This is a genomic window from Streptomyces sp. NPDC102283 (assembly GCF_044766265.1).
Classification (GTDB): domain Bacteria; phylum Actinomycetota; class Actinomycetes; order Streptomycetales; family Streptomycetaceae; genus Streptomyces.
The window spans coordinates 952,797-970,197 of record NZ_JBIWLQ010000001.1 but is presented as its reverse complement, the minus strand read 5'-3'; the positions used below and the strand labels follow the sequence as shown (position 1 = coordinate 970,197).

Sequence of the window (17,401 nt, the reverse complement as noted above, 5' to 3'; positions counted from 1 at the left end):
GGCACGGGGCGGGCCGGTGGTCATCCGGCCCGCCCCGTCGCGTCGCTGCGCGCAGGTCCCGCCGAGTCGCGTCGCTACCTACGCGTAGGTCCCGATGTCCTTGATGGCCGCGAAGCCGAGACCGTACGCGCTCATCCCCCGCCCGTACGCCCCGATGTGCACGCCCTCGTGGGCGGATCCGGCGAGGATCCAGCCGAACTCCGACTCGCGGTAGTGGAACTCCACCGGCACGCCGTCCACCGGGAGGGAGAGCGTCGTCCAGGGCGCGCTGCCCAGGTCGTCGGCGAGGGTGAACGCCGTCTCGGTCTGCTGGTCCAGCCAGTCGTCGCGCAGGGTGTGGTCCATCTGGGGCGGCCAGGTGTACGCCAGCAGGCCGGAGCCCGCGAGCCAGGCCGCCGAGGACACCGTGGTGGCGTCCAGCACGCCCGTACCGTCACCGCTGCGTCTCACCGGGCTCGCGGCCACGGTGATCACCGCGGCGAACCGCTCCTTGTCGGTGGAGCCGTCCGACTTCACCGACGGCTCGTCGCCGTGCCCGGTCGCGCCGTGCTGCACCGTGCCGTCCGCGGCGGTGCCGACCTGCATCAGCCAGCGCGGGCCGGTGAACGCCTCGTCCAGCCCGTACCAGGGGAAGGTCGCTTCCCGGTAGCCGTCGACGGCACGCCGCGTCGCCGGCCCCTCCTCCACCGTGGCCGTGCCCGGGACACCGTCCGTATCAATCCGACTCGTCGTCTCCATCTGCGCGGCCGCCTCCTCGATCAGTCATGATCCGGAGCGGCCCGCCCCCCGCGGGCTTGGGCATCCTCGCAACCGGACAGATGGAGAATAGCCATACCGTCCGGACGAGTCGGGATTGACCGGGGTCAGGTGGCGTCCGCATCGAACGGCGGGCGCTCGGGCTGCGTCTGCTGCGGGGTCTTCTTCAGCAGGTCAGGGGCGGTGTCGCCGGTCTTGGTGAGGCTGGTCACCGGGCCGTCCGCCGACGCGCCCGCCGAGCCGTTCGCCGCACTGTTGGCGGTATCGGACGCGGCCGAGGTGCGCCCGTTGACCGCGTCGGTGACGTCGGCCAGGTCCTTGCGCAGGTCGAAGCTCTCGCGGATCTCCTTCAGCCCCAGGTCGTCATTGCCGTCCATCAACTGCTTGCGGACGAACGTCTTGGGGTTGAGGTCCTCGAACTCGAAGTCCTTGAACTGCGGGCCGAGCTCCGAGCGGATGTCTTCCTTGGCGCTGTCGGAGAACTCGCGGATCTTACGGATGGTGCGCGTGACGTCCTGGATCAGCTTGGGCAGCTTGTCGGGGCCGAAGACCAGCACGGCCAGCACCCCGAGCGTCAACAGCTCCAGTGCGCCAATGTCATTGAACACCTTGTTGCTCCTCGTGTTCTCCGCGTGTTCTCCGTGCGATCGCGGCCCGGGGCTCCCAGCTGCCCGGACCGCTCAAAGGTACCTGTCGAAGGTGTCCGGGCGGTACCTCGCGGTGGACGTCACGTGCCGCTCGCCGAGCCGAGCGTCAGGGTCACCGTCCGCTCCGCGCCGCCGCGGGTCAGCTTGAGGTCGAGCTCGTCGCCGGGCCGGTGGGCCCGGATCTTCACGATCAGCTCCTCGCCGCTGTGCACCCGCTGGCCCTCGACCTGGGTGATGACGTCGCCGGACCGGATGCCCGCCTCGGCCGCGGGGCCGTCCTTCGCGACGGCGGGCGCGCCGTCGGCGCCCTCCGTGCCGACCTTGGCCCCGTCGCCGGTGTACTTCATGTCCAGCGTGACGCCGATGACGGGATGGGTGGCCTTGCCGGTGCGGATCAGCTCCTCGGCGACGCGCTTGCCCTGGTTGATGGGTATCGCGAAGCCGAGGCCGATGGAGCCGGACTGGCCGCCCGCCTCGGGCCCCTTGGCGCTGTCGGCGGCGCGGATGGCGCTGTTGATGCCGATGACGTGGGCCTGGGTGTCGACCAGCGGTCCGCCGGAGTTGCCCGGGTTGATCGGGGCGTCGGTCTGGAGGGCGTCGACGTAGCTGATGTCGCTGCCGTCGCCCTTCTCGCCGCCCGCGGTGATCGGCCGCTGCTTGGCGCTGATGATGCCCGAGGTCACCGTGTTGGACAGGTCGAAGGGGGCGCCGATGGCCACCACCGGGTCGCCGACCTGGACGTTGTCGGAGTTGCCGAGGGGCAGCGGCTTGAGTCCGGAGACCCCGCGGACCTTGACTACCGCGAGGTCGTAGCCGCTGTCCTTGCCGACGAGCTCGGCGGACGCCGTCTCGCCGCTGCTGAACGTCACGGTGATGTCCCCGCTGGTCCCGGCCGGGGCGACGACGTGGTTGTTGGTGAGGATGTGGCCCTGGCCGTCGAGGACGAAGCCGGTGCCCGTGCCGGACTCGGCGGTGCCGCTGACATGCAGGGTGACCACGCTGGGCAGGGCGCTGGCGGCGATGCCCGCGACGCTGTCGGGGGCCCGGCCGCCGGTGTCGCGGCCCGCCTGCGGCAGCTCGACGGTGGTCAGGCCGCCGTTGCGCTCGATGTACGCGCCGACGCCGCCGCCGATGCCGCTGGCGACCAGGGTGAGCAGGAGCACCCCCATGAACGCCCCGCCCCGGCGCTTCTTCCTGCGGCCGGGCTCGGTGCCCTCGGGCAGACCCGGGCGGGTCAGCGGCTGCCCCGGAGCGCCCCACGGGTCGTACTGGAGCCACTGCGTGTGCTGCTGCGCCTGCGGGTGCGGTGCGGGATGCTGCCCCTGGTGCTCGGGGGCTCCGTGCGGCGGCTGCGATACGTGGGTGGCGTGGGCCCCGGGGGCCACCGTGTGCTGGTCAGGCGCCTGGGGCTGTGCGTGGGGTCCCGGGGGCGTGAAGGGGTCGGCGGGAGCGGATCGCGGCGCCGGGGCCGGAGCGGGGGGCGGGGTTCCGGCGCCCCTCGTCGCGGCGTGTGGCGGGGACGGTGCCCCGGCCCCCGGCGGTACGAAGGTGCCGTGGGCCGGGGTGGGCCGCTGCACCGGCGGGGCGGGCGCCCAGGGGCCGGGGCCGCCGTAGGGCGGGGTGCTGTACTCGTCGGGCTCGTGCAGCGGGGGCCCGGACGGGCGGGGGCGCGGAATCTCCTGGCCGCCGTGCTCCTCCGGTCGGCCGGAGAGGGCGGAAGGCGGCGCCGGGGCCGTTTCCGGAGCCGGGGTCGTGGCCTGGGCCGTTTCCGGCAGTTGGGTCGTGGCCGGGGCGGCGACCGGAGCCGGGGTCGTGTCCTGGCCCGTCGGCTCGCGGTCCCCGGCCGGGGGAGTGTCCGACGGGGCCGGCCCGCTGTCCGGCTCCGTGCGCTCGGCACGCCCCGCCGTGGGGCGGCTCCACCACTTCGCCTGCGGCCCGGTGGGCTTCCCGTCGTCCATGCTCTCCCCGCAACTGGCCTCTGTACGCCCCACCGAGGCGTCCCTCACCGGAATTCAACCAGGTTTGCGAATGCCCGCGCAGGGTCCGGTCAGGGCCGGGGGGAAAGCGGGCTCGCCAGATCGTTGGCGGGCGAGCCCGGGGCCGCCCCCGGGGGGACCGAGGAGGGGACCGGCTTCGGCGTCGCACCGCTGCCGAGCGCCGCCGCCAGCAGCGGGGTGCCGGTGCCGGACATCGCCGGGCGTATCAGTGGTGACACGGACACGTTCAGCACGGGGAGCATGAAGGGGTGCCCGCCCGAGGCCTGGACGCCGAACAGCGGCGGGGCGGTCGGCGGACCCTGCCGGTTCACCGGAGGGGTCACGGACGGAACCACCGGTGTCGCACCGGTGAGTGTCGAGGGCACCCGGTTGGTGCCGGGCGCGGACCGCTCGGCCGCCCGGCCGTCGCCGGTCACCGCGAGGGCGCCGCCGCCCCGGCGGCTGACCGCTTTGGCGCCGTTCTCGGCGCGGGTCACGGCGTCGAGCGGGGTGGCGTTGTTCCCGGCGCCCTCGGCGCGCAAGGAGGATTCGGGGCCGGAGTCCAGCGGCAGGGTGCCGCCCAGCGCGATGGCCGCGAGGGAGACCGCGCTGGCCGCGGCGAACGCGAAGCGCCGTCCGCGCCAGGGTGAGCGGTCCGCGTCGCGGGCCACCTCGTGTATGCGGAAGACCGAACCGGAGGCGGGGCCGCCGGGCAGCACGGCGGTGGAGCCATGGGCGGCGGGGAGGTAGCCGAAGCCGTCCAGGGGGGAGGGCGCGGTGTCGGCGCGGGTGCTGCCGCCGGAGGGCCGCAGCCCGGGGAAGAACTCTTCGGCGAAGGGCCCCCGGCCGCCGAACGGTCCACCGGAGCCGGCGTCGTCGCCGCCAGGACCCCCGGGAAGGCCCTGCAACCGTGCCAGGAACCCCTCGGAGGGCGAGGGGGAGGAGGACATGGCGAAAGCGCTCTTGAGGCGGCGCTGGGCGTCGGCCTCGGCCTTGCACTTGGCGCAGGTCGCCAGGTGGGCCAGGACCCGCTCGCGGGCGTCGTGTTTCAGCTCGCCGTCGACCAGCGCGGCGAGTCGGTCCCCCAGATGCGCTTCCGCGGGGGTGGGTCCTGTGCCGCTCACGCCGTTCCGCCCTCCCCTGCCAGGACCGCGTCCGCCAGGGACCGCTGCTCGGCGCGGGCCTCGGGCGAACGGTGCTTGAGTGCCTTGCGCAGGTGCGAGCGACCGCGGTGGATACGGCTGCGGACGGTGCCGAGCTTCACCCCGAGGGTCGCGGCGATCTCCTCGTAGCTGAGGCCCTCGATGTCGCAGAGGACCACGGCCGCACGGAATTCGGGCGCGAGGGTGTCCAGCGCCTGCTGCACGTCGGCGTCGAAGTGGGTGTCGTTGAAGACCTGCTGCGGGGACGGCTCACGGCTCGGCAGCCGCTCGGCCGCGTCGTCGCCGAGCGAGTCGAAGCGGATGCGCTGCTTGCGCCGGACCATGTCCAGGAAGAGATTGGTCGTGATGCGGTGGAGCCAGCCCTCGAAGGTGCCGGGCGTGTACGTCGACAGCGAGCGGAACACCCGGACGAAGACCTCCTGGGTCAGGTCCTCGGCATCGTGCTGGTTTCCCGTCAGCCGGTAGGCGAGGCGGTACACACGACCGCTGTGCGTGCTGACGATCTCTTCCCATGAGGGCGGGGTCCACGCCTGAGAGTCCGCATCAGAGGCGAAGGTCGCGGTCGGTGCGGAGTCTTCGGAAGAACGGTCAGCAATGTTGGTCACGGATTTCGGCTCACCGGCCGACCTGAGGAGACGCCGCAGCATCCCTCCCCGGTCCACAGGCGCAGCCGCACCTCCCCTATCGGCTCTGGTGGTGTCCAGTGGAGCCCCTACCATAGCCACCTCGCCCGTTAGCTCCGGATAAGCCTTTTTCCCTGCTGGGGCCGGGCGTCACCCGGGACTTTCCCGCAGCTCGCCGGTCCGATCCGCGGACCTGCTCGCTGCGCTTTCCCCACTGCATGCACAACGCCCGGTCCCATCTGCGGGTTCCCGGGTCCAGCGGATACAGTCACCGTTGCGCCAACTACGGGGACAGGAGAGGGTCATTACCGCCAACCGGCAGACGAGCTGGGCGTTCGCCGACGCCTTTGTCGCCGAGGACGAAGCACTGCACGGGGCCCGGGAGCGGGCCTGCGAGCTGGGGCTTCGCTCGGTGTCACCGGGCACCGGCGCCGCGCTGCGCCTGCTGGCAGCCGCCGCCGACGCCAAAGCGGTGGCGGAGATCGGCACGGGCACCGGCGTGTCCGGCATCTACCTCCTGCACGGAATGCGGCCGGACGGAGTCCTCACCACGGTCGACCCCGAGCCCGAGCGTCAGCAGTTCGCCCGGGCGGCGTTCCGCGAGGCGGGCTTCGCCACCAACCGGGCCCGGTTCATTCCCGGTCGCGCCCTGGACGTCCTGCCCCGGCTCGCGGACGGCGGCTACGACCTCGTCTTCTGTGACGGCGACCGGCTGGAAAGCCTCGATGTGCTCGCTGAATCGTTGCGCCTGCTGAGGCCCGGCGGGCTGGTCTGCTTCGAGGGCGTCTTCGCCGACGGCCGCACGGTCGACTCCGCGGCCCAGCCGCCCGAGGTGCTGCGGCTGCGGGATCTGCTGCGGGCGGTGCGCGAGAGCCAGGAGCTGATGTCGACCCTGCTGCCGGTCGGCGACGGCCTGCTCTGCGCGGTCCGGCGCGGCTGAAGCCGGCAGGACCCAGGGTGAGCACGTAGAACCTCAGCAGGACGCACCACTGCCCGGTACGGAGATCCGTACCGGGCAGTGGTGAAGGTGATGGGCGTTCCGCGTCAGCCGACGACCTTCTTCAGCGCGTCGCCGAGGGCGTCGGCCTCGTCCGGAGTCAGCTCGACAACAAGCCGACCGCCGCCTTCGAGCGGAACGCGCATGACGATGCCCCGCCCCTCCTTTGTCACCTCGAGCGGGCCGTCGCCCGTCCGCGGCTTCATGGCCGCCATGCTCGTTCCCCTTCCTGAAACCAGCTCATCGCAACCGGCGGCCCCATGACAGGCGCTGCCTCACCGGCATCGAACACATTGCTTCTTCGCCATTATCCCGCATCAATGACCCCGATGACCAACATCGGTCTGCATCGCTTGCGCAACGCGCTCTCTCAAAACCACTCAATTCGGCGATCCGGCTGCGATACTGCGCCGCCCCGGACCCCCAGGTGAGAGCCAATTGTTAGACGCAGGTCACATCTCTGCCCAGCTCCGGATCGGCCATGCTTGCCTGCAGTGGCAACGATGCCCGAGCAGCGAGGGGATACCGGAATGGCCGACGAGCCGGCGAACACCGTCCTGTACGACGTGAGCGAAGGTCTCGCGACGATCACAATCAACCGACCCGGCGCGATGAACGCCATGAACACCGCGGCGAAGGTCGCGCTGAGGGACGCGCTGCTGGCGGCGTCGGCGGACGCGGGGGTCCGGGCGGTGCTGCTCACGGCCACCGGGCGCGCCTTCTGCGTCGGCCAGGACCTCAAGGAGCACGTCGCCACGCTCACGGCCACCCGCGACGCCGGCGGCGGGAACGCGCTGAGCACCGTGCGGGAGCACTACAACCCGATCGTGCGGGCGATCACCGAGATGGCGAAGCCGGTCGTCGCCGGGGTGAACGGTGTCGCGGCCGGGGCCGGGTTCGGATTCGCGCTCGCGGCCGACTACCGCGTGGTCGCCGACACCGCCTCCTTCAACACCTCGTTCGCGGGCGTCGCACTCACCGCCGACTCGGGCGTGTCCTGGACCCTGCCCCGGCTGATCGGGCAGAGCCGCGCCGCCGATCTGCTGTTCTTCCCGCGGTCGATCTCCGCGCAGGACGCGTTGGAGCTGGGCGTCGTCAACCGGGTCGTCCCCGCGGCCGAGCTGGCCGAGCAGGCGGCGGCGGTGGCCCGTGCCCTGGCGGACGGCCCCACGGTGGCGTACGCGGCGCTGAAGGAGTCGATGGCGTACGGCGCCGGGCACACGCTCGCCGAGGCGCTGGAGAAGGAGGACGAACTCCAGACCCGGGCGGGCGCGTCGCAGGACCACACCATCGCGGTGGAGGCGTTCCTGGCCAAGGAGAAGCCGGTCTACCTCGGAAAGTAGCGGCGGCTCAGCGCGGTGCGCCCCCGCCGCCGCGCGCCACGCAGTCCGCGAGGTGGTCGTCGACCAGTCCGCAGGCCTGCATCAGCGCGTAGGCGGTGGTGGGGCCCACGAAGCGGATCGAGCGCTTCTTCAGCGCCTTGGCGAGCGCGGTGGACTCCGGCGTGAGCGCCGGTACGTCCGACAGGCTGCGCGGGGCGGGCCGGGCGGCCGGATCGGGGGCGTAGGACCAGATCAGCTCGTCCAGCTCCCCTTCCGACCAGTCGGCGAGCACCTTCGCGTTGGCGAGGGTCGCGTCGACCTTGGCCTTGTTGCGGATGATCCCCGGATCGGCCAGGAGCCGCTCCCGGTCGGCGTCGGTGAACTTCGCGACGGCCTCGATCCGGAATCCCTCGAACGCGGTACGGAAGGTCGCGCGGCGGCGCAGGATCGTGATCCAGGAGAGCCCGGACTGGAAGGCCTCCAGGCAGAGCCGTTCGAACAGGGCGTCGTCCCCGTGGACCGTCCGGCCCCACTCGGTGTCGTGGTAGTCGAGGTAGTCCTCGGCGGACAGGCCCCACGGGCAGCGCAGCCCGCCGTCGGGGGCGGCCACGGCCGCGCCGCTCATCGCCCGTCCTCCTCGGCGCGGTCCGGGCTGTTCGCGTGGCCGCCCGGTTCCGCGGGCCGGTCGCCGGGCTGCTTGAACAGATCGGTGCCCGTCGTCACCGCCGCGGCCTGCACCCCGGCCAGGGCGGATTCCAGCTCCGCGATCCGGGCGTCGCGCTCGGCCAGTTCCGCCCCGAGCCGGGAGAGCGCCTCGTCGACGTCGGCCATCCGGTAGCCGCGGAGGGCCATCGGCAGGCGCAGCGCCTCGATGTCCGCCCGGCCGATCGGGCGGGTCGCGGGCAGCGGATCGGTGAACCGGTCGGGCGGGACGTCCTGGAGCACCGCGCTCCCACCGCCTCCGACCACCGCGAGGGTGACCGCGGTGACGACCACGACCATCGTGAGCAGCAAGAACCAGAACACGCGCATCTCCCCGGGGGCGGAAACCTCGTCCGGCTCCGATCGTGCCATGCGGCACGGACAAGTCGGGGCCCGGCTCGATAAGGCCTTAGGGTCGCAGGCGGGCTATCTGAGGAGGAAAGACGGGATGCGCAGCGGTGCACTCAGGCTGGGGCGGCGGGAATTCGGGCCGCACGAGCCGGTGATCATGGCGATCGTGAACCGGACCCCCGACTCCTTCTACGACCAGGGCGCCACGTTCGGGGACGAGCCGGCGCTGGCCCGGGTCGAGCAGGCGGTGGCCGAGGGCGCCGCGATCATCGACATCGGCGGGGTGAAGGCGGGTCCCGGCGAGGAGGTGAGCGCCGAGGAGGAGGCGCGCCGCACGGTCGGGTTCGTCGCCGAGGTCCGCCGCCGTCACCCGTCCGTGGTGATCAGCGTGGACACCTGGCGGCACGATGTGGGCGAGGCGGTCTGCGAGGCCGGTGCGGACCTGCTGAACGACGCGTGGGGCGGGGTCGACCCGAAGCTGGCGGAGATCGCCGCGCGGTACGGGGCGGGCCTCGTGTGCACGCACGCGGGCGGCGCGGAGCCGCGGACCCGGCCGCACCGGATCGCGTACGAGGATGTGATGGCGGACATCCTGCGGGTGACGGTGGGGCTGGCCGAGCGTGCGGTGGAGCTCGGGGTGCGGCCCGACGGGATCATGATCGATCCGGGTCACGACTTCGGGAAGAACACCCGGCACTCGCTGGAGGCGACGCGGCGGCTCGGGGAGATGGCGGAGACCGGGTGGCCGGTGCTGGTGTCCCTGTCCAACAAGGACTTCGTGGGCGAGACGCTGGACCGGCCGGTGAAGGAGCGCGTCATCGGCACGCTGGCGACGACGGCGGTCTCGGCGTGGCTGGGGGCGCGGGTGTACCGGGTGCATGAGGTGGCGGAGACGCGGCAGGTCCTGGACATGGTGGCGTCCGTCGCGGGGCATCGTGCGCCTGCCGTGGCGCGGAGGGGGTTGGCGTAGGTCGTCGCCTGCCCGCGGCGGGCGGGGTCCGGGGGGCGCTGCCCCCGGACCCCGCTCCTCAAGCGCCGGAGAGGCTGGAATGGACGCCCTCAATCGCCGGACGGGCTTGAAGTGGCCGGGCGGGTTCGAAGCGGCCGGGCGGATTCGAAGTCAGCGGCCGACCTCCTTCGTGACCAGCGTCACCGCCTCCTCCACGTCGTCCGTCACGTGGAAGAGCAGCAGGTCCTTCTCCGAGGCCTTGCCCTGGGCCACCACCGTGTCGCGGAGCCAGTCGATCAGGCCGCCCCAGTAGGCCGTGCCGAACAGGACGATCGGGAAGCGGGTGACCTTGCCGGTCTGGACGAGGGTCAGCGCCTCGAAGAGTTCGTCCAGGGTGCCGAGGCCGCCGGGCAGGACCACGAAGCCCTGGGCGTACTTCACGAACATCGTCTTGCGGACGAAGAAGTAGCGGAAGTTGACGCCGATGTCGACGTGCGGGTTGAGGCCCGATTCGAAGGGCAGCTCGATGCCCAGGCCGACCGAGACGCCCTTCGCCTCCCGGGCGCCCTTGTTGGCCGCCTCCATCGCGCCCGGACCGCCGCCCGTGATCACCGCGAAGCCCGCGTCGACCAGTGCCTTGCCGATCCGGACGCCGGCCTCGTACTCCGGCGATCCGTCCGGGGTGCGGGCCGAGCCGAAGACGCTGATCGCGCTCGGCAGTTCGGCGAGCGCGCCGAAGCCCTCGACGAACTCCGACTGGATGCGCATCACCCGCCAGGGGTCGGTGTGCACCCACTCGGAGTCGCCCTCGGAGTCCAGCAGCCGCTGATCGGTCGTGCCGGGCTGGACCTGCTCCCTGCGGCGCAGGACCGGGCCCAGCCACTGTTCCTCGGGGCCGACCGCGCCCTCGGGAACCTCCGCACCCTCAGGGATCCGTGCGTCTTCGGCGTTGCCCATGTTCCGCTCCCTCCACCGACCCGCGTCGCGCTGGGTCGTGTCGTACTGCGTACGGCCAGCGTAGATCGGCGGAGGTTACGAGCGGGGGAATGCCGTGCGTCCGCCGGTCAGCCGGTCAGCCAGGAGCGCAGCCGGTCCTCGCAGTGGGTGATCTTCGCGACCGCCACGTGCTCGTCGCGCTTGTGGGCGTACATCGCGTCACCGGGGCCGTAGTTCACCGCGGGGACGCCGAGCGAGCCGAAGCGGGAGACGTCGGTCCAGCCGAACTTGGGCCGGGCGGTGCCGCCGACGGCGGTCATGAACGCCTGGGCGGCGGGGTGGGAGAGGCCGGGCATGGCGGCGCCGGAGTGGTCGTCGACGACGATCTCGGCCACGCCGCAGTCGGCGAAGACCTCGCGGACGTGGGCGATGGCCTCCTCCTCGGTGCGGTCGGGGGCGTAGCGGTAGTTGACGACGACGGTGCAGGCGTCCGGGATGACGTTGGTGGCGACGCCGCCCTCGATGCCGACGGCGTTGAGGCCCTCGTGGTATTCGAGGCCGTCGATGACCGGGCGGCGGGGCTGGTACGCGGCGAGCTTCGCGAGGATCGGGGCGGCGGCGTGGACGGCGTTGTGGCCCATCCAGCTGCGCGCGGAGTGGGCCCGCTCCCCCGTCGTCCGCAGGTGGACCCGGAGCGTGCCCTGGCAGCCGCCCTCGACCTCGCCGTCGGAGGGCTCCAGCAGGACGGCGAAGTCTCCGGCGAGCCAGTCGGGGTGGGCGTCGGCGATGTGGCCGAGGCCGTTGAGGTGCGCGGCGACCTCTTCGTTGTCGTAGAAGATGAAGGTCAGGTCCCGGTTGGGCTCGGGGACCGTCGCGGCGATCCGGAGCTGGACGGCGACGCCGGACTTCATGTCGGTGGTCCCGCAGCCCCAGAGGATCCCGTTCTCGTCGAGGCGGGAGGGGAGGTTGTCGGCGATCGGCACGGTGTCGATGTGCCCGGCCAGGACGACGCGCTCGGCGCGGCCCAGGTTCGTCCGGGCGACGACGTTGTTGCCGTGGCGGTCGACGGTGAGGTGGGGCAGGGCGCGCAGGGCCGATTCGATCGCGTCGGCGAGGGCCTTCTCCTCTCCGCTGACCGAAGGGAAGTCGACGAGCCGGGCGGTGAGCGCCGGTCCGTCCAGGGTGAGGTCAAGGGTGTTGTCGGCCATGGGCCCGACCCTAAGGGACTTGGGTATCGGCCCCGGCCGGGCCCTCCAGTACGGTGGGCTCGTGCCCCGGACAGCCAGCCCCGCCCGCCGCAGCCGCCTCATCCGATTCGCGGCGGCCTTCGCCGTGCTCGGGGCCCTGGGCGGTTATGTGGCCGTGCAGTACGACTCGTCAGGCTCGAAGAACCCGCCCCGCTGCGTCGTTCGGGCCTCCGACGGGGACGGCGATACATCGCGTACCCACACGTACGAGATGAGCCTGGCCCAGGCGGTGAACGCGGCGACGATCTCCGCGGTCGGCACGACCCGGGGGATGCCCGAGCGGGCGGTGACGATCGCCCTGGCCACCGCGCTCCAGGAGTCCACGCTCCGCAACATCGACTACGGGGACCGGGACTCGCTGGGGCTGTTCCAGCAGCGCCCGTCGCAGGGCTGGGGCACGCCCGCGCAGCTCATGGACCCGGTCTACTCCTCCGGTGAGTTCTACGACCATCTCGCCGAGGTTCCGGGCTACTCGCGGCTGCCGCTGACCGTGGCCGCGCAGCGGGTGCAGCGGAGCGGGTTCCCGCAGGCGTACGCGAAGCACGAGCCGGACGCCGCGCTGCTGGCCGCCGCGCTGACCGGGCGCAGGCCGGCCTCGCTGAACTGCACCCCGTCGACGGCCACGGCGGACGGTCCGGGGGACGCCGCACAGGTGCGGGCCGAGCTGGTGCGCGCCTTCGGCAAGGACGTGCTGCCGGGCGCGGTGGCCGCGGGCGCGTCCGCGGCGTCGTCCGTCTCGGTGCCGGTCCCGGCGGCCGCGGCGCGGTCGGAGAACAGGTCCGCGCAACGCGGCTGGGAGCTGGCGCACTGGGCCGTGGCGCAGTCCGAGGCCCTGCGGATCGAGCGCGTGAGCTACGGGGACCGGGTCTGGGACGCCGGTTCGGGCTGGCGGACGGAACGCGCGAAGGACAAGGAAACGGGCACGACGGCGGTCAGGATCCAGGTCGTTCAGTAGTACGCCCCGTCACCCGTACGGACCCTGGGGGCCTGGCCCCGGACGCTTTCCGCATGATCCCTCGGCACCTCGTAGACCTGCTCCGATTCCCTTGCCGCGCAAGGGAAGTGACGGTTCATCGCCGGATGCCGGTATGGATCGTTTGCCCGGGTTCTTCCGCTGCGGATAATCGGACGCATTACTCACTCTTTACCTTCGCCCACCGCAACCTCCCCCTCCCCCGAAGCGGTTGTCAGTGCGTCCGATCACCGGACAGACAGATTCGTGCACAACCCGCTGAAGGAGCATCATGTCCCTCCCCCTGACCCGTCGGATCGCTCGTGCCGCGCTGCTGATCGCCGCAGGCGCAGCCCCCGTGGTCGGTGCGGCCGGCGCCGCGAGCGCCGCAGATCTCCCGGCGACCCCGGACCTGGGCGGCCTGACCGCGCTGGACGGCGCCGGTCTCGGCGACACCGTGGACAGCGCCGTGCAGCAGGGCACCCAGGCGGCCGGCGACACCGGCGGCCGGCTCGTCGGCACGGCGCTCCCTGCCGCGGGCAAGACCGTCGGCACGTCCGCCGGGGTGGCCATCCCGGCCGCCCAGGAGACCGCCGGCCAGGCCGCGGGCAACGTGGGCCAGGCCGTGGGCGGCGTGGCCGGGGCCGCCGGCGGCGGCCTGCCCACGGACGCGCTCGGCGGCGGCCTGCCCACCGACGCGCTGACCAAGGGCGGGCTCCCGCTGGGCGGTCTGCCGATCGGCGGCTGATCCACCGCAGCACCGGCATACGCGCCGAGGGCCTCGGGAGTGCGCACTCCCGAGGCCCTCGGCGCGTTGCGTCCCGTGCGGCGACGGCTCGGGGCGTGTCCGGCGGATCAGGACAGGCGCTTGACCGCCGCCGCCACCCGCTCGTCGGTCGCGGTGAACGCCACCCGGACGAAACGCGCGCCCGCCGGGCCGTAGAAGTCACCCGGCGCCACCAGGATGCCCAGCTCCGCGAGGTACGCCACGGTCTCCCAGCACGGCTCGTCGCGGGTCGCCCACAGGTAGAGGCTCGCCTCGCTGTGCTCGATCCGGAAGCCGTGCGCCTCCAGCGCCGCGCGCAGGGCGAGGCGCCGGTCCGCGTAGCGGGCGCGCTGCTCGGACACGTGCACGTCGTCGCCGAGCGCGGCGACGGCCGCGGCCTGGACGGGGGCGGGCGTCATCATCCCGCCGTGCTTGCGGATGAGCAGCAGCTCGCCCAGGACGGCCGCGTCGCCCGCGATGAAGGCGGCCCGGTATCCGGCCAGGTTGGAGCGCTTGGAGAGCGAGTGGACGGCGACGATGCCGTCGTAGTGGCCGCCGCAGACGTCCGGGTGCAGCACCGACACCGGCTCGGCGTCCCAGCCCAGCTCCAGGTAGCACTCGTCGCTGAAGACCAGCACGCCGTGCTCGCGCGCCCAGGCGACGATCCGGGTCAGCTCGTCCTTGGACAGCACCTTGCCGGTCGGGTTGGAGGGCGAGTTGAGCCAGAGCAGCTTCAGCCCCGCCGGGTCCAGCTCCGTCGGGTCGTCGTAGACGACGGGCTCCGCTCCGCAGAGCCGGGCGCCGACCTCGTACGTCGGGTAGGCGAGCCGGGGGTAGGCCACCTTGTCGCCCGCTCCGAGCCCGAGCTGCGTCGGCAGCCAGGCCACCAACTCCTTGGATCCGACGACCGGCAGCACGTTGGCGTGGGTCACGCCGACCGCGCCGAGGCGGCGCTCCACCCAGCCGGTGAGGGCGTCCCGCAGGGCCTCGGTGCCCCACACCGTCGGATAGCCGGGGCTGTCCGCGGCGTCGACCAGCGCGCGCCGGATCAGCTCGGGGACGGGGTCGACCGGGGTGCCGACGGACAGGTCCACGATGCCGCCCCTGTGGGCCTGGGCCGTCGACTTGTAGGGCGCGAGCCTGTCCCAGGGGAAGACCGGGAGGCGGGAGGAGACTGCGGACACGGCGCTCTGCTTTCTCGGGTGTTCTCGTACGGGCGGCGGAACGGACGCGGGGTGACGGGCCCGGCGGTGCCGGAACCCGGTGACGGCCCCCGGTGGTACGGGGAAACGCCTCGGCCCCGCACGGTGACAAGCCGTACGGGACCGGGCCGCGCGCGTGGTGCCGCCGCTTACTGGTTCTGCGGCGGCAGTCCGGCGATGAACGCGTGGTCGCGCTCGATGAGACCGAGCTTGGAAGCACCGCCCGGCGAGCCGAGGTCGTCGAAGAACTCGACGTTCGCCTTGTAGTAGTCCTTCCACTCCTCCGGAGTGTCGTCCTCGTAGAAGATCGCCTCGACCGGGCAGACCGGCTCACAGGCTCCACAGTCGACACACTCGTCCGGGTGGATGTACAAGGACCGCTGACCCTCGTAGATGCAGTCGACGGGGCACTCTTCGATGCAGGCCTTGTCCTTCACGTCGACACAAGGCTGCGCGATGACGTAGGTCACGCTGTCGTTCCTCCTCGGTAGGGCGTTGGCTCTCGCGCGGGAGCGCGGCGTCGTCGATGCCCGCCTCTAGTATCTCCGTTCTCGGGCACGATCCGAACAGGAGGGGCGGACAGAGCTGTGGAATTCACCATCGGCGGACGGCTGGAAGTCCGCATCACACCCGCTGACGTGGGCAAACGTGTGTCCGTTCGACGCCGGACGGACGAGGGGGGCACGGGCGCGGAGTTCACCGACGCGGTCGGGGTGCTCACATCGTGGAACAACGGTGTGCTCTCGATCACACGAAAGAGCGGGGAATCCGTCCACATCGTGGAATCCTCCTTGGTCGCGGGCAAGGTCGTGCCTGCCGCACCGGCCCGTCGGCGGGGCCCAGCCGCCTCCTTCGGGGAGCTGGCCTCCGTCACCGCGCGCGCCTGGCAACCCGTGGAGAGCGAGGCACTGGGCGACTGGCGGCTGCGCGCCGCCGGGGGCTTCACCCGGCGTGCCAACTCCGCGCTGCCGCTCGGCGATCCGGGCCTGCCGGTCGGCGAGGCGCTCGGCCGGGTGCGGGACTGGTACGAGGAGCGGGGCCTGCCCGCGTACGTCCAGACGGCGACCGGGGCCGAGGGCACGCAGGAGCCGCTGTGCGCGGAGTTGGAGCGGTACGGCTGGCGGCGCGAGGTCTCGGCGCAGGTGCGGATCGCCGCGCTGGCGCCGGTCGGTGACCTTCAGGCGGAGGTGCGGGCGGTCCGGCTGACCCGCGAACCGGACGCGGCCTGGCTCGCCCGCTACCAGCGCTTCTCCACCCCCGGCCCCCATGTACGGCGGGTGCTGGGCAGCGGTCCTTCGGTCTGGTTCGCCACGGTGCCGGCGGTCACGGGGGCCCCCGACGCGGATCCGGACGCCGCGTCGGCCGCCCCGCCGGCCGCGATCGGGCGGTGTGTCGTGGACGGGCGGTGGGCGGGGTTCATGGCCGTCGAGGTCGCTCCGGAGCTGCGGCGGCGCGGTCTCGCCGGCACGGTGATGGCGGCGCTGGCGCGCCGGGCACTGGAGGAGGGCGCTTCGGCGGCCTGGCTCCAGGTCGAGGAGGACAATGAGGGGGCGCGGGCGCTGTACGACGGCATGGGCTTCGCGACCCACCACAGCTACCACCACTACCGCTCGGCGTGACGGGCCCCGGTGGCCCCGCGCCGGGCCCTCCGGCGGATCGACGCACATGAGCGGGGACAGGGACATGGTTCGCATATGAGCGCGCTGGATTCCGGAACGGCAGAGCGGCGGAGGCAGTTCGCCGAGGAGGCCCGGTCCCAGCGGCCGGACCTCGCCCTCCTCTGCCTGCTGCTGGGCGCGGAGGCCGGACCGGTGGGCCCGGCCGAGGTCCGCCCGGTGACTCCGGGGGAGGCCGCCCCCGACCCGTACGGCATGGACGCCGCGCAGATCGAGCTGGACCGGCTGGCGGGACTGCTGCCGCACGGCTCCCGCTCCCCCGCCGCCTGGGCCTCGGCGCTCGCCGAACTGCTCGGCGAGCGCTGCGGCTTCGCCGGCTCCTCCGTCGACTACCAGCGGCTGGACTCCTCACTCCTCCAGCAGGTGCTGCGTCGCCGCCGGGGCCTGCCGATCCTGTTGTCGGTCGTCTGGATCGAGGTCGCCAGGAGGGCGGGCGCACCGGTGTACGGGGTGGCGCTGCCCGGTCACTTCGTGGTCGGTTTCGGCGATCGGGAGCACCCGGTGCTGGCCGATCCGTTCGCCGGGGGCGCGCCGCTGACCGGCCAGGACGCGGAGCTGCTGGTCACGGGGGTCACCGGGGCGGCGCTCGAACCGTCGATGATGACGCCCGCGCGGCCGCTGGAGATCGTGCTGCGGATCCTGAACAACGTCCGGGCCTGGGCGGCGGCCCGTCCCGAGCGCACGGACGTGGCCCTGTGGGCGGTGGAGCTGTCGCTGCTCCTGCCCTCGCATCCGGCCAGGCTCCGCTTCGAGCGCGCCCAACTCCTCGTCCAGCGCGGTGAATTCCTGCGCGGTGCGGCGGAGATGGAGGAATATGCGGAGATCCTCGACGGCATCGAGCCGACGACGGCCGAGAACATCCGGCGCAAGGCCCACGCCGCGCGCGCCCTGCTGAACTGAACTCGGCCCTCCGGCGGGAATGCCGCAGAATTCCGCCCTGCCGCCGCCCCTTGCGCTGCCCGTTGCCCGTGCGGTGACGAGACGGATGGGTCCGTGAGCGATGTGCGCTCCCGTTTTGCATCCGGACGCCCCCTTCCGCGCCCAACGGGGGCGGTATTCGGCCCGTTTGTCGGCGTACGCGAATGCCCATGCGCTCAACTGGATACCCGTCACCGGATGCGTACAGCCCGTCGCAT

19 protein-coding genes are annotated in these 17,401 nt (G+C 72.7%); 7 read left to right on the top strand and 12 right to left on the bottom strand.

Going from position 1 to position 17,401, the window contains the following annotated elements; genetic code table 11:
* Positions 1–78: 78 nt before the first annotated feature.
* The 5 genes from ACIRJT_RS04560 to sigE form a co-directional block, all read right to left on the bottom strand.
* Complete coding sequence (locus ACIRJT_RS04560; protein WP_403904332.1) at positions 79–738, bottom strand: hypothetical protein; 660 nt, start codon at positions 736–738, stop codon at positions 79–81.
* A 125-nt stretch (positions 739–863) separates the two neighbouring features.
* Positions 864–1,364 carry a sec-independent translocase gene (locus ACIRJT_RS04555; protein WP_403904330.1) on the bottom strand — a complete coding sequence of 167 codons (501 nt, stop codon included), beginning with the start codon at positions 1,362–1,364 and terminating at the stop codon, positions 864–866.
* Between the two features lie 119 nt (positions 1,365–1,483).
* On the bottom strand, positions 1,484–3,361 hold the full coding sequence (locus ACIRJT_RS04550) for a trypsin-like peptidase domain-containing protein (protein WP_403904328.1): 1,878 nt from the start codon (positions 3,359–3,361) through the stop codon (positions 1,484–1,486).
* A gap of 89 nt (positions 3,362–3,450) precedes the next feature.
* Positions 3,451–4,503 carry an anti-sigma factor family protein gene (locus ACIRJT_RS04545; RefSeq protein ID WP_403904325.1) on the bottom strand — a complete coding sequence of 351 codons (1,053 nt, stop codon included), beginning with the start codon at positions 4,501–4,503 and terminating at the stop codon, positions 3,451–3,453.
* Complete coding sequence (gene sigE / locus ACIRJT_RS04540; RefSeq protein ID WP_003966488.1) at positions 4,500–5,189, bottom strand: RNA polymerase sigma factor SigE; 690 nt, start codon at positions 5,187–5,189, stop codon at positions 4,500–4,502. Before sigE ends, ACIRJT_RS04545 begins: the two co-directional genes overlap by 4 nt.
* Before the next feature lie 250 nt (positions 5,190–5,439).
* Between sigE and ACIRJT_RS04535 the strand changes: the two genes are divergently transcribed.
* A complete protein-coding gene (locus tag ACIRJT_RS04535) occupies positions 5,440–6,105 on the top strand; it encodes an O-methyltransferase (RefSeq protein ID WP_097871002.1) in 666 nt (221 codons plus the stop codon).
* 104 nt (positions 6,106–6,209) lie between these two features.
* Here ACIRJT_RS04535 and ACIRJT_RS04530 read toward each other — a convergent pair whose 3' ends face one another.
* Complete coding sequence (locus ACIRJT_RS04530; RefSeq protein WP_003966491.1) at positions 6,210–6,377, bottom strand: DUF3117 domain-containing protein; 168 nt, start codon at positions 6,375–6,377, stop codon at positions 6,210–6,212.
* A 315-nt stretch (positions 6,378–6,692) separates the two neighbouring features.
* Here ACIRJT_RS04530 and ACIRJT_RS04525 point away from each other — a divergent pair, with 315 nt between their 5' ends.
* Positions 6,693–7,505, top strand: a complete 813-nt coding sequence (locus ACIRJT_RS04525; protein WP_403904321.1) for an enoyl-CoA hydratase/isomerase family protein — start codon at positions 6,693–6,695, stop codon at positions 7,503–7,505.
* 7 nt (positions 7,506–7,512) lie between these two features.
* Here ACIRJT_RS04525 and ACIRJT_RS04520 read toward each other — a convergent pair whose 3' ends face one another.
* Both ACIRJT_RS04520 and ACIRJT_RS04515 read right to left on the bottom strand, forming a co-directional pair.
* The gene (locus tag ACIRJT_RS04520) at positions 7,513–8,109 is read right to left on the bottom strand and encodes a DNA-3-methyladenine glycosylase I (RefSeq protein ID WP_403904319.1); all 597 of its coding nucleotides are present in this window, start codon (positions 8,107–8,109) and stop codon (positions 7,513–7,515) included.
* Positions 8,106–8,558, bottom strand: a complete 453-nt coding sequence (locus tag ACIRJT_RS04515) for a DivIVA domain-containing protein (protein ID WP_403904317.1) — start codon at positions 8,556–8,558, stop codon at positions 8,106–8,108. The genes ACIRJT_RS04520 and ACIRJT_RS04515 overlap by 4 nt, the downstream gene beginning before the upstream one ends.
* Before the next feature lie 76 nt (positions 8,559–8,634).
* Between ACIRJT_RS04515 and folP the strand changes: the two genes are divergently transcribed.
* A complete protein-coding gene (gene folP, locus ACIRJT_RS04510) occupies positions 8,635–9,507 on the top strand; it encodes a dihydropteroate synthase (RefSeq protein ID WP_403904315.1) in 873 nt (290 codons plus the stop codon).
* Positions 9,508–9,657: 150 nt separating this feature from the next.
* Here the strand turns inward: folP and ACIRJT_RS04505 are convergent, their stop codons facing one another.
* Together ACIRJT_RS04505 and dapE are read right to left on the bottom strand one after the other, a co-directional pair.
* Positions 9,658–10,443 carry a TIGR00730 family Rossman fold protein gene (locus tag ACIRJT_RS04505; RefSeq protein ID WP_403904313.1) on the bottom strand — a complete coding sequence of 262 codons (786 nt, stop codon included), beginning with the start codon at positions 10,441–10,443 and terminating at the stop codon, positions 9,658–9,660.
* A 107-nt stretch (positions 10,444–10,550) separates the two neighbouring features.
* A complete protein-coding gene (gene dapE / locus ACIRJT_RS04500) occupies positions 10,551–11,630 on the bottom strand; it encodes a succinyl-diaminopimelate desuccinylase (protein ID WP_403904311.1) in 1,080 nt (359 codons plus the stop codon).
* A 61-nt stretch (positions 11,631–11,691) separates the two neighbouring features.
* On the opposite strand from dapE, the gene ACIRJT_RS04495 reads away from it, so the two are divergent.
* Positions 11,692–12,624 (top strand): hypothetical protein, encoded by a 933-nt coding sequence (locus ACIRJT_RS04495; RefSeq protein ID WP_403904308.1) that lies wholly within the window; start codon positions 11,692–11,694, stop codon positions 12,622–12,624.
* A 289-nt stretch (positions 12,625–12,913) separates the two neighbouring features.
* Positions 12,914–13,369, top strand: a complete 456-nt coding sequence (locus ACIRJT_RS04490) for an ATP-binding protein (protein WP_403904306.1) — start codon at positions 12,914–12,916, stop codon at positions 13,367–13,369.
* A 107-nt stretch (positions 13,370–13,476) separates the two neighbouring features.
* On the opposite strand, the gene dapC is transcribed toward ACIRJT_RS04490, so the two are convergent.
* Together dapC and fdxA are read right to left on the bottom strand one after the other, a co-directional pair.
* Positions 13,477–14,571, bottom strand: coding sequence for a succinyldiaminopimelate transaminase (gene dapC, locus ACIRJT_RS04485; protein WP_403904304.1), 1,095 nt, complete (start codon positions 14,569–14,571; stop codon positions 13,477–13,479).
* A 167-nt stretch (positions 14,572–14,738) separates the two neighbouring features.
* Positions 14,739–15,059 (bottom strand): ferredoxin, encoded by a 321-nt coding sequence (gene fdxA / locus ACIRJT_RS04480; RefSeq protein WP_007446848.1) that lies wholly within the window; start codon positions 15,057–15,059, stop codon positions 14,739–14,741.
* Positions 15,060–15,176: 117 nt separating this feature from the next.
* Here fdxA and ACIRJT_RS04475 point away from each other — a divergent pair, with 117 nt between their 5' ends.
* Both ACIRJT_RS04475 and ACIRJT_RS04470 read left to right on the top strand, forming a co-directional pair.
* Positions 15,177–16,208 carry a GNAT family N-acetyltransferase gene (locus tag ACIRJT_RS04475; protein ID WP_403904300.1) on the top strand — a complete coding sequence of 344 codons (1,032 nt, stop codon included), beginning with the start codon at positions 15,177–15,179 and terminating at the stop codon, positions 16,206–16,208.
* Between the two features lie 75 nt (positions 16,209–16,283).
* Positions 16,284–17,165 (top strand): transglutaminase-like domain-containing protein, encoded by an 882-nt coding sequence (locus ACIRJT_RS04470; RefSeq protein WP_403904298.1) that lies wholly within the window; start codon positions 16,284–16,286, stop codon positions 17,163–17,165.
* The last annotated feature ends 236 nt before the right edge of the window (positions 17,166–17,401 follow it).